The following is a 14,790-nucleotide window of genomic DNA, read 5'->3' as shown; positions in this document are numbered from 1 at the left end:
GCAGGTTTTTATAACACTTTATTACGCTCTGATGATCCGGCTTTAGTAATAGAATGTCTGAATGGTTACCGACTAAAAGAGAAACTACCTTCCAATATAGGAACATTTACACTACCACTTGGTCAGCCAGAAGTTTTAAAAGAAGGTAATGATATAACTTTGGTTACCTATGGTTCATGTGTCAGAGTAGCTCAGGATGCTATTAAATTGTTAGAGAATTTTAATATTGATGTTGAGCTTATTGATGTTCAATCCTTACTGCCTTTTGACCTGAATCATGAAATAGTTGAATCAGTAAAAAAGACTAACCGGTTAATTGTTTTAGATGAGGATGTCCCCGGTGGAGCATCCGCTTATATTTTACAAAAAGTATTAGAAGAGCAAAAAGCTTACAATTACTTAGATTCACAGCCACGTACTATTACTGCTGTTGATCACAGAAGCCCTTACGGTTCAGATGGAGATTATTTTTCTAAACCGAATGTTGAAGATATTTTTGAAATTGCCTACGAAATGATGTATGAATTTAACCCGTCTGCATTTCCAAAATTATATTAGTTAAAAGGCATTACATCAAAGTATAGATTTAAACATATTCTATAACTTCTTTCCGGGCGACATACATCAGGTTATCTCTGATGTGAATTTTATTGACCTCAGGAAATATGCCGGATAAAGTTTTGGCTAGTGTTTTATTTTGATTTCGATTTTGAAGATCATCATTCATGCGGTTAAAAATTACTATCCCCTTATCATTCAGTCCACTTTTTATTTTTAAAAGAAAGTCTTCCGCGTCCATTCTAACAGGCACTCTATGTCCTTCAAACACATCTATACAAATCAGGTCAAAACTATCTTTATTATTTTGAATAAAATCAATAGCATCCTGACAAATAATTTGAGTTTTTTCATTGTAAAACCCATATTTTTTAGCCATATCGACTATAGAACTGTCTATCTCAATACCCGTTATATTTGGACTAATTTGGAATTTTCTTTCTAAAATACAAGGGATACTTCCCAGACCATAACCCAAAATTAAAACCTTATTGACTTCAAACTTTTGAATTTCTATTTGACTGAAGGTTTGACTGAAACAATAGTATAAATCCTCAAATGAGTACACAGCTTCAGAAGTGCTTAACTTTACTCTGCCTTTATCTAAGCTAAGCTGCAACTCCTCATCATATTGACTTTGAATTTTTTCAATCGGAATATCCCAGAAATAGCTTAAAATTCTTGTAACAAAATTTAACTTTTTTGCCATGATTTTTTACTCTTGGGGAGGCAAATCCACTTCATCACCAAATTTCATTCTATACACAAAGCTTTGCATGGTATTAAAAGTTGAAGTTGTGTAAAAGTATGTAATCTCATCAGAAATTTTTCTTTCCCTTCTATCGGGTCTGATAGAGGCCAGTAATTTATTGAAATCATCTCTGGAAGAAATTATTTGCAACGTATAATTATTATAGGTTATAAAGTACCAGTCGTCAGGGCCCAACTCAAAATACATATTGAAAAAGTCACCGACTCTTCGAAAACCGAATTCAATAAATCCATCAACCATTTTATGGACGCCTTTATCTCCAACAAATCCAATTCCAATAGGTCCCTTTGATTTATATGTTTGGTATTTAGGAATGTATTCGAAAGTTAAATCATTAAAAATCAGATTATAGTCCAGATCTCTGGGTTTGTCAAAACGCCCGGTTTGCTGAGCTTCTTCTAATGCCCTGCTGCCTCTTCTGCTGTCTACAAGCTCGTTATACGCATTTACAAAAGACTCTTTGTGATAGTCTACTGATGGTTTGTCAAACACAAATGAAATCAGGTCATTGGCAAACATCTCCATCAAATCATCATCTACTTCCAGATTTAAAGCAAAAATAGTATTAAACACAAAACTTGAATCACTTAAATTCTTTTCAAAATTACCGGCAGTCGTTATTTTAATGGGTTCAAAGTCAAGATTCATGTCAAATTTACCTTCACCTCTGATTACATTATTTGCTTCATTAACTATAATCATATTCCCGGCGGGACTGTTATCTTTATATTTTTCTTTTGAGCCTATGTAAAAACTACTGTTTTGCTGACTGTATCTCACAATCCCTGAGGTTGTCATTATCTTTTTGTCATCTGGCATTCTGACTTGATTAAACAAACTTACATATGGCCCGGGATTTAGCGACCTGTCAAAAAACAAACCACTATATAAAGTATCTCCAAATGGAGAAATTGCTGTTTCATAAGGGATAATTACATCATTTGCATCAATTTCTGTTTCAAAAGCAAACCAGTTTGTTTCAATTTCTTGATTTTTAAAATCTAATCTGGCAAAACCATCAAAATTTAAATTTTTAACCTCTGACTTTAATTTTACTTCTCCCTGAAATTGAATTTTGGGATCAAGCCTAAAAGTATCTGCTGCTTCAACAATACCTTCAGATCTTGTAAAATAATCCGGTTGCTGCCTGCGTCTGCCCGGAATTTCTTCAACAAAAATATTGTGCATTCTAATAGTATTCACACCTCTACTTCTGTTTAAAAAATCAAACTTACCTTCCCCACTAAAATCTTTTTTACCATTAATCTGTAAGGTAGCCTCATAAAACTCATGAGCAATATCGCCTGTATCTGCTTTAAATGTAGCATTTTCCAGTTCTCTCATCACGCCCCCTCCTTCAATTACTACTACGTTGCCATCGGGTATTATATGAGCATTAGCGACCGGAATATAAGGTACATCCTCAACCGTGAGCAATGAAGACGGTAAATCAAATAAAGCCCTTTTACCTAAAAATTCTAATGAATCTTTATCAGCATGAGTGGAAACAAACGGGGAACCCGGTGAGCCATCCGGAGCCCTGAAATCTAATACACTATTTTCCATATCCCATGTAAACTGATTTATCTCCGTGCGATAAAAATTATTTGCAAATTCAGTTGGGATATCCAATAAATTAGACTCAAAATTACCAATCCGATCTCCAAAATCTATTCTTCCTTTTACATTTGGTGTATTGAAAGTCACTTTATCCTCGTCAATTGCTTTGATTCGCATGTCTATCGTATCTGCAAAAAGGGCATCAGATTCAAAATTAAAGCCGGAAGATAAAAGTTCTGCTTCCTGCCAATCAAAGCTACCAATACCTTTAAGACCCTGAGGGGTAAACACTAAGGAACCTGACATGCTGGCTTCAATATCGTACATCACAAATGGATCGGTACCACTGTTTAAATCCATTTCATCGTCATAAGGCCTCCACCCTATTTGAACCCCTTCACCACGAACTTCCGGAAATGTATTCCCCTGATGAACACTTTCTGCCATATGGAAATTTTGAGCGATTGTAGCCAAAGAATCCGGGAGAAACAAAATATGATCTGAGTCAAATTTGGTAAATAAATAATCAATATTACCACTTCCTAACAACCCGCGGTTACTTAATGATATGGTATCAAAAAAAGTAGCTTTCCCGCCGTAAACCGGGAATCCGTTAGCAGGAGTTGTTCTGATAAAACCCAGTGATAAGTCATCCTGTATGTAAATATTTTCTTCAAAAACCGGAAAAATATCTGCGGAAATCATTCTTCCTTTAAGACTGGAAAAGTAGGGGTCAAAAGTATTTAAACTATCAAATCGAAAAGGCTCTAACTCAAAATAAAAACTTTCTCTGTCATATCTGGCTTCATGAACCTCATCCAAATCGTAGTAAACAAAAGCTTTTGCATTATTCACAAAAATTGGAAATTGTGGCAAATTTACCCTACCCGATTTATTATTCGGAGCATCCACAAATAATCTGCCTGTCAAGCCCTCGATACGGCTTCTCAATGGCACTGTTTTCGGTTGACCGTATTCATCCAAATCTTCAGTAGGAGCATATATAACGGCTGATGCCAAATCTTGCATATCAACCCTGAAGGAGTCATAATCAAAATAAAAACCAAAACCGATAAAGTCAATACGACCGGCCAAAATCGAACCGGAAAATGACATATCCATATTTTCTTTTAAAGTAATCTCTCTGTCATTCGGATAAACAAACACAAATCTTCTTTCACTTAGGGTAACATCTTCTACTCCCGAAACTAATAAATCATTTGTTTCAAAATCCAGCTTTGCATTCTGCCGGGTGTGATAAGAATTAAACCGGATATGATCAAAATCTATTCGATTTGCATTTGCCAATACATAATTTATAGTCTTATCCCTTACGGTAACAACGCTATTTTCTTCATTATAATAAATAAATCCCTCTTCCACTAAAGTATACAAAAGGCCTTGTATGGTATTTTCTGTATATCTTGGATTCATTTTTTTAGCCAAATCAGGCGCATACATTTCTCTTGAACCAAGCTCATCGCTATACATTTTAATTACAGATACCGGATTAAAATCCATAACACCCTGCATTCTTTGCAATTCTCCTCTCCGGAAAAAATTAGAAGAAGTAATAACTGCAGGGTTTTGGCCTGCACCGGTAAGCATTCTTACTTGCATTTCATCTTTATCCAGTCTCCAATATATCACATCGGCAGCCATTTCATGATTATGAAATGAATTGAAAAAAGTAGTTTTACTTGTACCGTCACCCATTCCCCTGTATAATCCAAGCTCTTTAATATCAAATTTATAAACGAGGCGAACATTCGGATGAAAAATAGAATCATTATCACCAAGATAAACGCTAATCTCAGCCGCAGAACTTGTTAATTCATTTCTTCTGCCAATCAAAACATTTCTTGAATAAGAACGGGCGAGTATTTTCCCGTCTTCTCTTGTAAATTCGAGATATGCTCTATTATAATCATCTCCGCTACCTGTAAGCCTTTGCCCTGCTTTTGTTATTCCACCTAAAAATGAAACATTCTCTGTAATATTGTCTAATCTGATATCCTTTCTAAATGATTCAAAACGCGGATAATTAGTAGTTTCAGGCCTGTTTTGTGTAATTAATCTGTCAGAAAAACTACCTTGAAGTGGTTCAGATAATATTTCATTATAGTAAAACATGACAGTATCAACAGAAAACTCCGATGAATTTACCGCAAACTGATATTCTGTAAGTTCGGCATAAACATCATTGGCTCCATACCCTGCCCTACTCCAGTCTATTCTTCCTCCATTTGCCTGAAATTGTTGTTCAACCGGGTTAAAAATACCGCTAACATTCCTTATTTCAATGGTATCTCCGGTTGTGTATGCTAAAATTGAAATGTTTTCAAAATGTAAAACCGGTCCTTCTTCCGTATTCTCCCATCTGCTTTCCCTGCCAATGACCTGCCAGGTTCTGGCTCTGCTTTGGTGAAGTGATCCGTTTCTGAAATATGAAATCGAAAAGTCAATGTAGCGGTCAAAATTTTGATTATTTCCTCTTCTTTGGTTTTCTAAAACATTATTTAATAAATCAGACCATACTTCAAAAGTTTGCAGATTTCTGTTTGTTGCTACAAAATCATTTACAGCCATTACATAATTCTCAAAGTGAGGATGTGCTCTCATATTTCGGGACAGCATTATGTTACCGGTTTTACGCATCAAATCCAGATATGCGTTGCTTAACTTATCGTCTTTAATATTTTCCTCAAGAAGAGAGGCCTGATTTCTGCTTTCATCCCGCCTGGTTTGATTTAACATGCGAGTTAATTCACGAACAAAGCTTTGATTATCATCAGAAAACACCTCTTGCGCTACAGAGTCTTTGGAGCAAAACAAAAACAAACAGACCGTTAAAAAAAAGAATATTTTATTAATCATTTACAATTATTTTAAGCAAATTGAAGCATGCACCTATTTATACGGAATTTTTTGAAAAAAGTAACACTGCCCAGTTATTTTCAGTGTTTTGCTTAATCAGCCTTAAACTAAACTGATTTGCAACAGATATTATTTTCTCAATGTCTTCAGAAAGTATACCACTAATTATCAAATGAGCCCCCTTCTCCAATCGTTCAGACAACTCACTAAATGAATCTAAAATTACATTTTTATTTATGTTCGCCAAAATGATATCAAAATTCATATCCGGTATAGCAGCTTTATCTCCATGCCGCACTTCTCCATTTACTACTGAATTTAACTTAAAGTTTGCAATACAGTTTTCAACAGAGTTTATATCATAATCCAGGGCTATTATGCTTGATGCATTCAGTTTTGCTGCCAAAATGCTCAAAATACCACTCCCACACCCATAATCTAATACTGATTTACCGGAAAAATCTATTTCAGTCATGATTTTCATGACCATAGCCGTTGTAGCATGATGACCTGTTCCAAAAGCCATTTTAGGTTCTATAACTATGTCAAAGTGCTTTTGAGAATGATTATGAAAAGGAGCCCTAACGTGAATATTCTTTCCTATATCAATCGCCTGAAAATTTTTCTCCCATTCAGCATTCCAGTTTACCCATTCTTGTTTTCGAACAGTTATTGGAATATTATTCTCTTCACAAAAAGAAAGAACCATATCCCATTCATTTATATTTTCGGGATGTTCAGGAAAGCTGGCAGTTAATGTATCTTCATCTTCTGATACACCCTCTGCCCCACACTCGAAACAAAAGGCTGCTAAAACTTCAGATTGTTCATCTGAGACAGGCTTAAAAACAACTATATAGGATGGTTTTCTCATTTCATATAGGGATTATGCTTCCTTCTTTTGAAATAGAATATTTTTTAAAGCAATAAAGCTTTCTGCCTTTAAAGAAGCCCCGCCAATCAAACCACCGTCTACATCTTTTTGACTAAATAAAGATTCAGCATTATCCGGTTTGCAACTTCCTCCATAAAGTATAGAAACATTTTCAGATACTGCATTGCCATATGTTTGCATCAGCCATTTTCTTATGAAAGTATGCATTTCACCGGCTTGCGCGGGAGAAGCTGTCAATCCTGTACCTATAGCCCAAACCGGCTCATAGGCCAATACAAAATCAGCTACTTCTTCACCTTCAAAATTCGACAAAACTGATTTCAGTTGTTCGGCTACTATATCGAAATGTACGGATTTTTCTCTTTCATCCTTTTGTTCTCCAAAACAAAAAATTACTTTTAAATTGTTTGTAATTGCCTGTTGAATCTTCTGTATAAGATCTTCACTTTTTTCATGAAAAAGAGATCTTCGTTCTGAATGACCGATTAAGACATATTCAGCACCTGAATCTTTTAACATTTCTGCTGAAACTTCTCCCGTATAAGCACCGGATTTAAAAGAAGCAATATTCTGAGCTCCGATTTTCAGCCCGGAACCGGCGCATTGTTTGCTCAATGAGTCTATATATGGAAAAGCCGGAAAAATTACTATTTCCCCTTTTATCAAATTGCTGTTTTCATCTTTCAGAAAATCTTCTATGAAATTCACTGCCTGTTTTTTCAACAAATTCATTTTCCAGTTTGCCGCAAGTATCTTTTTTCGCATAAAATTAATTTAGCTCCTATTTATTTTTGTTTGCTCAAATATATTTAAAAAAATGTCTTTATCTGATTCTGTGAAGCTTATATTTCTTCTACTCATAACTATTTTCATGGTTTCAAAGGCTTTTTCAGGATTATACTCTGAAAATCCTCCTATTCCACCCCAAGAATATGAGGGTAAAAACTTCTCCGGGAATCCTCCGCCAAAAATATTTGCCGAAAAACCTACAACAGTACCGGTATTGAACATAGTATTTATGCCGCATTTGGAATGGTCTCCCATAAATAATCCGCAAAACTGCATTTTTGTATCAATCATTTTTTTCTCCTCATATGACCATATACTCACGTTTCCGTAATTATTTTTCAAATTTGAACAATTTGTATCTGCACCCAAATTACACCATTCTCCAATGACGGAATTTCCTAAAAACCCGTCGTGTGCTTTATTTGAATAAGCCTGTATTATCACATTGTTTAACTCTCCCCCTACTTTAGAATGCGGGCCCACAGTAGTTGCTCCATAAATTTTTGCACCCATTTTCACAACAGCCTTTTCTAGCAAGGCAAATGGACCGCGAATAAGCGCACCTTCCATTATTTCTGCATTTTTCCCTATAAAAACCGGCCCCGCCTCTGTATTAATGGAAAATGCTCTTACAATTCCACCCTCTTCTACTATTAATGGATGTTTTCCGCTTAGCTGAACGCCGGGCAAATTATTTTCACTGAAATTCTGATGAAATAAAGATATATCTTGTTCAATGGCTTTTCCATTAAGCACGAAAATATCCCATAAATTTTCAATTTTTAAAACCGGAGAAGTATAGTTTTTCCAATTTTTAATGCTTTCAATATTTGAATCATGATTGTCTGTAAGGAAGATTAATTTTTCATTATTAATCATTATGCCCTCATACAAATCCAGTTGCTGAATTGAATCCCAGAGAGATTTATCGGGTAAAATACTGCCGTTTATATAAAGAGTCTCACCTTTTAGATTTAATGGATATTTGTTTTGCAGATAATCTTCTGTTTTTGTAAAAACCTCCACATTACTGATTTTTTCCCACTTTTCCTTTATGGTATATATACCGGTTCTGATGCTTGATACTGAACGCGCAAAAGTAAAGGGCAGTAGCTTTTTTCTCTCAGTTCCATCAAATAATAAAAGCTGTTTCATAGATTGGTTTTAATATCGAATATGCATTCTTTCAGCATGCTAAAATAAACATTCTTAATTATGTTTCAATAGTAATGAAATCTTTGTATTCTTTTAAAAAATAACAGCAAAAAAAAAGCCCCTTTTAAAAAAGAGGCTTTGATATAAATATTTTGAAAGAATTACTTCTTGGAATATTTCTTTTGGAATTTTTCAATTCTTCCGGCAGTATCAACAAACTTCATCTTACCGGTATAAAAAGGGTGCGACTTATTAGAAATATCTAATTTAATCAATGGATACTCATTTCCATCTTCCCAGGTAACTGTTTCTCTCGAAGGAGCAGTTGAACGTGATAAAAAAGCTTCTCCACAAGAAATATCTTTGAAGACAACTAATCTGTAATTTTCCGGATGTATTTCTTTTCTCATCTTTTTACTAAATTTTGAAATGCAAAAGTAGTTATTATTTAAAAAATAACAAAGAAAAAATCCAATTTATTGCATTAATCAAAGTATTTTTCCAAAACTGTTTTAACCGAAGGGTACATATTATTATACTTTTCCTGAATTTTTTCCGGAGGACACCAACAAGCCACATCAATATTTTCAGCAGTTTGGGGTATCAATTCCTCCAGGTCTTCAGCTTCCATTAAGTACCAGAGTGATTTTTTTAGAATTAAATCCCCATTGAGTCTGTATGTATGATAAGTTGTAGCAAATAACTGCTTTAAATTTTTAATCTTTGCCCCTGTCTCTTCCTCTACTTCCCGGATTGCAGCGTCCCTGTCAGTTTCACCCGGATCTATTTTCCCTTTAGGCAAATCCCAACAGCCCAATCGAAAAATTAAAAGAATTTCATCTTTACTGTTTTTCACTAAACCTCCGGCCGCTTCTATAACTTTAAAAAGTTCTTTTACCAATAAATTCCAATCGCGTTCAGGATTTTCACTTATCAGCACGTAATCATTAACGACATTGTTTTCTGTAGAAAAAAAGGCATTTGCTTTATCCATGCTAAACAAAGAACTCTGCCTGTTAGTCTCTGCATCTAAACCCCTGAATATTTCCTCAGTGCATAGAACAAATCGTGTATGACCATGAAAGATTTCATACTTTTGCATAATCTGAATTTCAAATTAGCTAAGTTATAAAAATATACAGATTGATGAGTGATATAGAAAAGAAAGAAAAAGAAATTGCGGCTGAGTTATTAAAAATTAAAGCTGTTGAACTTTCTGTAAACAAGCCTTTCATCTGGGCCTCCGGGCTTAAAAGTCCTATTTATTGTGACAATCGAAAAACGTTAGCTTATCCTGAACTGAGAGAGATGATTGCTAAAAACTTTTCTGAAATTATACAATCCTCCGAATCTTCACCGGATGTGATTGCGGGAGTTGCTACCGGAGGAATTGCGCACGGATTATTGGTAGCGGAAAAACTGCAATTGCCTTTTTGCTATGTGCGTCCTGAACCCAAAGGCCATGGACTTAAAAACCAAATTGAAGGTGAATTGAAAGAAGGCAAAAAAGTATTTGTTATTGAAGACTTGGTTTCAACCGGAAAAAGCAGCTTTAATGCTGTTAAGGCATTATTAGAAAGTGGTGCAGACGTTGTTGGGTTAGCATCTATTTTTACTTACGGATTTAATGATGCCGGGGAGCTATTTAAAAAAGCCGGGATTCCATATTACAGTTTGACAAATTATGACATACTGCTTAGGGTGGCTACGACTATGAACTATTTAACAGAAACCGATGCAGCATATTTAAAAAAATGGAAAGACAATCCAAAAGAATGGTAAATAAAATGATTTTTACAAAAAAAGGGAATTCTATGCCTGAATTATTTATTTTTGCATTCGCCAGGGGGATTAGCTCAGTTGGCTAGAGCGCTTGCATGGCATGCAAGAGGCCGCCGGTTCGAATCCGGCATTCTCCACAAATTTTTCGATGAATATTTAGACAGCATTTAACATTTTAGTTTGATGCTGTTTTTTTATATGCTATAGCAAAACGCAAATCCGTATATGTGTATTCATCGCCTAAATGTTGCTTAATCTCATTGAGCATCTCCGTTTCTAAGGTCTCAGAGGCTTTGAGGATATTGTTTAGCTTTTCTTTTGATAAAAAATCAAGTACATCAAGTTTACCTTCGCTTACGTAATAAGAAAGGTGGCCTTCTATAGTTGTAATGGCAAGCCCTCGTTCTTTAGCTGTTTCTTCAATTGAATTATTTGACTTATATAAATTGAAACTTAATTCCCGGCTCTCTCCTTTTTTAGGTTTTCCGGATTTAATTTTCACCTCTGATTTCTTTCGATTTTCATCCAGTTCACGGGTATGTATCGATTCATTATCCGGTTGATGATTAGTACTTATAGTCTTGCACATAGATAAAGCTTTGTGAACAGATTGGTGTTGCTTATAAAAAACGGCATCCAGCTCTTTTAGCTCGTTCAGATAGCTTTTTACCCGGGCTTTGTTTTTCAGCGAATTGATATGGTCTTTAATTTTAGCTGAAAAGCTGTTTAAAACTCCTGTAAAATGGTTGTAGGCGGCCGAAACTCTTTCTGTTAATAATGGTAAATAATTATCCTCAGTAAAAATATTTTCCAATTGCCTTTTAAACTTATTGGCAACCTTTACTTCTTCTCTCAATTCAGCTTGCAGGTTTAATGCCCATTCATGAAAATCTTGTTTTACTGAACGATTAGCTTCTTTATCATAAGATTGTGCATGTTGGTTAACCGCAAAGCTCAGTTCAGAAAAATCAAAACACTGAAGTATGTATTTTTGAAAAAAAGCATCAGTAGATTCTTTAAAAATGTGGTTCAACTGTTTCTCACTGGGCTTTTCCTCTGAATACTTTTTTATATTATCATCAATCTGCAGACTGTTGTAATTTACAGGTGTAGACAAAACCAGTCCCGAAAGTGAACGCAATCTTGACAAAGCCACGTATACTTGTCCGGGAGCAAAAGCTCGGCCTATATCTATTATAGCCTTTTCAAAAGTAAGCCCCTGACTTTTGTGGATGGTAATTGCCCAGGCTAATTTTATGGGAAATTGTGAAAATGTACCTTTCACTTCTTCTTCAATTTCGTTAGTAGTCTGATTCATTGAATAACGAATATTTTCCCAGCTATACTTTTCTACAACTACCGGATCTGTTCCGTCATTAAATTTTACATAAATTTCAGAACTATCTAATGATGCTATAGTTCCTATCTTGCCATTGTAAAATTTGCCTTGTCCGGAAGGGTCATTTTTAATAAACATAACCTGAGCACCTTCTTTGAGCTCCAGATTTTCCTCCACCGGGTAAGCATATTCGCTAAATTCACCGGTGATTGAAGCTTTATAAAAAAAAGACGGTTGGTTTATTTCTTTTAATGAAATCCGGTTTAAATTGTCGGCCTTTGCATTGTGTGTAGTCAGCTGAATATAATGTTCATTTTTAGCGGGCTTAAAATCCGGTCGGTAATGACTGTTAAGAATTTCGTAATCATCTTCCGTAACTTCATTATTACGCAGATTATTCAGTATACGAATAAAAGTTTCATCTGCTTGCCGGAAAATTTTATCGAGCTCAATATATACCGGAGGGTCTTTTTTTAATGCCAGTGCATCAAAAAAATACAATGTATCGTAATAGTTTTTTAGAATTTCCCATTCTTCATTTTGAATTACAGGTGGCAGTTGCAATAAATCTCCAATAAACAAAACCTGAACACCTCCGAAAGGCAAAGTATTTTTTCTACGAACTCTTCTCAAGACAGCATCTATAGCATCCAACAAATCTGCTCTCAGCATACTCACCTCATCAATTATAAGCAATTCAAGCTCTTGCAGCATTCTCCTCTTTTTGCTTTGCATTCGGTGGTTTCTGTGTAAGCCTGAGGGTGTGTTAATTTTAATATTTTCATTAAAAGCAAATTGATTGTCTACCGGCAGAAAAGCACCTAAAGGCAATTGAAAAAGTGAATGAATCGTCACTCCACCGGCATTTAAAGCTGCTATACCGGTTGGGGCAACGATAATAGTTTTTTTGTATGTTTTATGTACAATTTGCTTTAAAAAAGTAGTCTTACCCGTTCCGGCCTTACCTGTAAGAAAAACATGTCGGCCGGTACTATTAATAAAACGGGCTGCTATTGCCGCAATTTTTGTTTCTTCTATAACACCTTCCATATATTCTTGTTTTTTTATGAGTACTCACTATTCAATTCAGAAATCTGCAGAGCAGTTAGTTTTCTGTTCTCAATTTAAACAAACCTCTTAACACAAAAATATATTTTTTTTGTCAAATATGTAGCATATTTATATTTTTATATTCTTTATAACTACATATTTTAACTTTTGTTAATCGCTATTGAGGGTTTAAACATTTTTAGTGTTATGATTAGCGACAATTATAAGGCTAATGCAGCCTCAACTTATTTTAGATTGATTATGTACTATGCAGGGTTTTGTGGATTGTTAAATGTGGTTTTCGTTTTTGGGCGTGCCGTGAGGGTATTATGGAGAGAGTGTTAGAGAAGTAAAGCAAAGCAATTTAATCTTGTTATTTTCCCGCCGTGGTTGGTGTTATTCCACCAACCACCTTTAACATATTATGTCTTATTCATAGTGAGGGCATTACAAACAGTTAGGGTTATTCAAAAAAAATCCGGCATAAAATTTTCCTTTTTGCCGTTTTCTTTTTACCGTTCTTCAAAACAAAAGGCAGTAAAGTTTCTATCCTATTTTTTTATTTATTTGTTGTTTTGATTAGAAGGGTTAAAGCTATCCTCTGCCCAATTAGCGGGGTTGTTTTTTATGTATTGTGCAAACCGACAATAGGATATTTTATCGCGAATAATATGGTCATGAAATCGGGATTGCCTTGCGAAATCAGGTTCAATAATTCTCGCCTGTATTGTTACGGCCGATTTGAATCCACGAACAATGGATGCTAATTTTTTTTTTTGATTGTGGACCAAATTGGTTTTTTGATGGTTTCGATGACGCGGGGAACGCGTTGGATTGTGTAGAGACGCAATGCATTGCGTCTCTACAATGTGATTCACGTTGTTGTTTATTATATTCATTATCCTCAATTCCAATAATTGCATTAGAGGATCCTACGACAGAAAAAATTGGGTTGCTAAATACCCAAGTCCGTAGTAAAAAAACTACGGACAGCTGCATTTTTTTGAGATGAAACTACGAACAAAGGGGGTTAGAATTCATAAAATTCTTTGCACTATGATTTTTTTACCCCTTATCATGTCTTGTTCGTATGAGTTTGGGTAATACGAACAGGACAGTGTTTTAAAATGCCTATTAAATTCATGAAAAATGATAAGCAAAAGCCACTTTTTTGAAATGGACATTGGATATCAAACTTTTGACAGTACATTTACGTTTTATAATTTAAAATTTCCTTTATGGATGTTAAAGCAATTAAATTAGAGTTGATGCAGCAACTGTTGCAAACCAATGATGAAACCTTATTGGCTGAAGTAAAAAAGTTGTTGTCAAAACACGCATCTGATACTTATAATAATGAAATTGACGAAGCTGAAAATCGCATCACTTCCGGTAAATTCACTACACAAGATGTATTAGAGGAAGAAGCAAAAAAATGGAAAAAAAAGGATTAAAAATTGTTTGGGATACAAAAGCTAAAGAAGCTCTCAAAGAAATTTTTACATTTATTGCTGGGGATAACATGAACGAAGCTGAGAAAGTAATTAAGTCAATATTAGATTCTACACGTGCACTCGCTTTTTATCCTGATATACATCCTATAGACCGTTTTAAAATAAATAATGATGGGAGTTACAAAGCTTATGAAATTTACAGTTATCGCATTTCTTACAAAGTACAGACTGAGTTTATTTACATTTTAAGGTTAAGACATACAAGCAGAAATCCGTTTATTTATTGATGCAGAAAGAACTCCATAATGGAAGGGGGTGAGTTGTATTGATATAAAAATTAGGGGGTCAACATCTGCCGGAATGACCGGTGTTTTATATACCATTTTCCCGCCGTGGTTGGTGTTATTCCACCAACCACCTACAACATATTATATCTTGTCCGAGTGAGGGCATTACAAACAGTTAGGGTTATTCAAAAAAAATCCGGAATAAATTTTTCTATTCTTGCCGTTTTCTTTTTACCGTTCTTCAAAACAAAAGGCAGTAAAGTTTCTATCCT

Annotated in this window: 13 protein-coding genes and 1 tRNA gene; 5 read left to right on the top strand and 9 right to left on the bottom strand. The window is 34.8% G+C overall.

Annotated elements, in window-relative coordinates; all coding sequences use genetic code 11:
- Positions 1–558: transketolase (locus tag EA412_04225; protein ID TVR80891.1), on the top strand; the 558-nt coding region annotated here is incomplete at its 5' end.
- Between the two features lie 28 nt (positions 559–586).
- Here EA412_04225 and EA412_04220 read toward each other — a convergent pair.
- From EA412_04220 to EA412_04190, 7 genes are all read right to left on the bottom strand, one after another.
- Entirely contained in the window at positions 587–1,267 is a 681-nt protein-coding gene (locus EA412_04220) for a methyltransferase domain-containing protein (GenBank protein ID TVR80890.1), read from the bottom strand.
- A gap of 6 nt (positions 1,268–1,273) precedes the next feature.
- A complete protein-coding gene (locus EA412_04215) occupies positions 1,274–5,767 on the bottom strand; it encodes a hypothetical protein (protein ID TVR80889.1) in 4,494 nt (1,497 codons plus the stop codon).
- A 37-nt stretch (positions 5,768–5,804) separates the two neighbouring features.
- Positions 5,805–6,641 carry a 50S ribosomal protein L11 methyltransferase gene (locus tag EA412_04210; protein TVR80888.1) on the bottom strand — a complete coding sequence of 279 codons (837 nt, stop codon included), beginning with the start codon at positions 6,639–6,641 and terminating at the stop codon, positions 5,805–5,807.
- A 12-nt stretch (positions 6,642–6,653) separates the two neighbouring features.
- Complete coding sequence (locus EA412_04205; GenBank protein TVR80887.1) at positions 6,654–7,427, bottom strand: triose-phosphate isomerase; 774 nt, start codon at positions 7,425–7,427, stop codon at positions 6,654–6,656.
- 9 nt (positions 7,428–7,436) lie between these two features.
- A complete protein-coding gene (locus tag EA412_04200) occupies positions 7,437–8,606 on the bottom strand; it encodes a glucose-1-phosphate thymidylyltransferase (protein TVR80886.1) in 1,170 nt (389 codons plus the stop codon).
- A 161-nt stretch (positions 8,607–8,767) separates the two neighbouring features.
- Complete coding sequence (locus EA412_04195) at positions 8,768–9,016, bottom strand: type B 50S ribosomal protein L31 (GenBank protein TVR80885.1); 249 nt, start codon at positions 9,014–9,016, stop codon at positions 8,768–8,770.
- 74 nt (positions 9,017–9,090) lie between these two features.
- Positions 9,091–9,708, bottom strand: coding sequence for an NUDIX domain-containing protein (locus EA412_04190; protein ID TVR80884.1), 618 nt, complete (start codon positions 9,706–9,708; stop codon positions 9,091–9,093).
- A gap of 44 nt (positions 9,709–9,752) precedes the next feature.
- Between EA412_04190 and EA412_04185 the strand changes: the two genes are divergently transcribed.
- Together EA412_04185 and EA412_04180 are read left to right on the top strand one after the other, a co-directional pair.
- Positions 9,753–10,388 (top strand): orotate phosphoribosyltransferase, encoded by a 636-nt coding sequence (locus EA412_04185; GenBank protein ID TVR80883.1) that lies wholly within the window; start codon positions 9,753–9,755, stop codon positions 10,386–10,388.
- Between the two features lie 63 nt (positions 10,389–10,451).
- Positions 10,452–10,528 (top strand) — tRNA-Ala (locus EA412_04180).
- Positions 10,529–10,563: 35 nt separating this feature from the next.
- Here EA412_04180 and EA412_04175 read toward each other — a convergent pair.
- Positions 10,564–12,777, bottom strand: a complete 2,214-nt coding sequence (locus EA412_04175; protein TVR80882.1) for a helicase — start codon at positions 12,775–12,777, stop codon at positions 10,564–10,566.
- 708 nt (positions 12,778–13,485) lie between these two features.
- Positions 13,486–13,776: a hypothetical protein gene (locus EA412_04170; GenBank protein TVR80881.1), complete on the bottom strand. Its 291-nt coding sequence runs from the start codon at positions 13,774–13,776 to the stop codon at positions 13,486–13,488.
- Positions 13,777–14,015: 239 nt separating this feature from the next.
- On the opposite strand from EA412_04170, the gene EA412_04165 reads away from it, so the two are divergent.
- Positions 14,016–14,231, top strand: a complete 216-nt coding sequence (locus tag EA412_04165) for a hypothetical protein (GenBank protein ID TVR80880.1) — start codon at positions 14,016–14,018, stop codon at positions 14,229–14,231.
- Complete coding sequence (locus EA412_04160) at positions 14,213–14,518, top strand: type II toxin-antitoxin system RelE/ParE family toxin (GenBank protein TVR80879.1); 306 nt, start codon at positions 14,213–14,215, stop codon at positions 14,516–14,518. Before EA412_04165 ends, EA412_04160 begins: the two co-directional genes overlap by 19 nt.
- Positions 14,519–14,790: the final 272 nt, after the last annotated feature.

It is taken from the genome of Chitinophagaceae bacterium (assembly GCA_007695095.1).
Lineage (GTDB): Bacteria > Bacteroidota > Bacteroidia > Chitinophagales > REEL01 > REEL01.
Note: the sequence above shows the minus strand (reverse complement) of the source record. Positions and strands in the feature narration are given on the sequence as shown.

Excerpts from the sequence above, each read along its gene's own strand:
- EA412_04175 (TVR80882.1), bottom strand. The coding sequence starts at position 12,777 with ATGGAAGGTGTTATAGAAGAAACAAAAATTGCGGCAATAGCAGCCCGT.
- EA412_04205 (TVR80887.1), bottom strand. The coding sequence starts at position 7,427 with ATGCGAAAAAAGATACTTGCGGCAAACTGGAAAATGAATTTGTTGAAA.
- EA412_04220 (TVR80890.1), bottom strand. The coding sequence starts at position 1,267 with ATGGCAAAAAAGTTAAATTTTGTTACAAGAATTTTAAGCTATTTCTGG.
- EA412_04210 (TVR80888.1), bottom strand. The coding sequence starts at position 6,641 with ATGAGAAAACCATCCTATATAGTTGTTTTTAAGCCTGTCTCAGATGAA.
- EA412_04170 (TVR80881.1), bottom strand. The coding sequence starts at position 13,776 with ATGCAGCTGTCCGTAGTTTTTTTACTACGGACTTGGGTATTTAGCAAC.
- EA412_04200 (TVR80886.1), bottom strand. The coding sequence starts at position 8,606 with ATGAAACAGCTTTTATTATTTGATGGAACTGAGAGAAAAAAGCTACTG.
- EA412_04195 (TVR80885.1), bottom strand. The coding sequence starts at position 9,016 with ATGAGAAAAGAAATACATCCGGAAAATTACAGATTAGTTGTCTTCAAA.
- EA412_04215 (TVR80889.1), bottom strand. The coding sequence starts at position 5,767 with ATGATTAATAAAATATTCTTTTTTTTAACGGTCTGTTTGTTTTTGTTT.
- EA412_04190 (TVR80884.1), bottom strand. The coding sequence starts at position 9,708 with ATGCAAAAGTATGAAATCTTTCATGGTCATACACGATTTGTTCTATGC.
- EA412_04165 (TVR80880.1), top strand. The coding sequence starts at position 14,016 with ATGGATGTTAAAGCAATTAAATTAGAGTTGATGCAGCAACTGTTGCAA.
- EA412_04160 (TVR80879.1), top strand. The coding sequence starts at position 14,213 with ATGGAAAAAAAAGGATTAAAAATTGTTTGGGATACAAAAGCTAAAGAA.
- EA412_04185 (TVR80883.1), top strand. The coding sequence starts at position 9,753 with ATGAGTGATATAGAAAAGAAAGAAAAAGAAATTGCGGCTGAGTTATTA.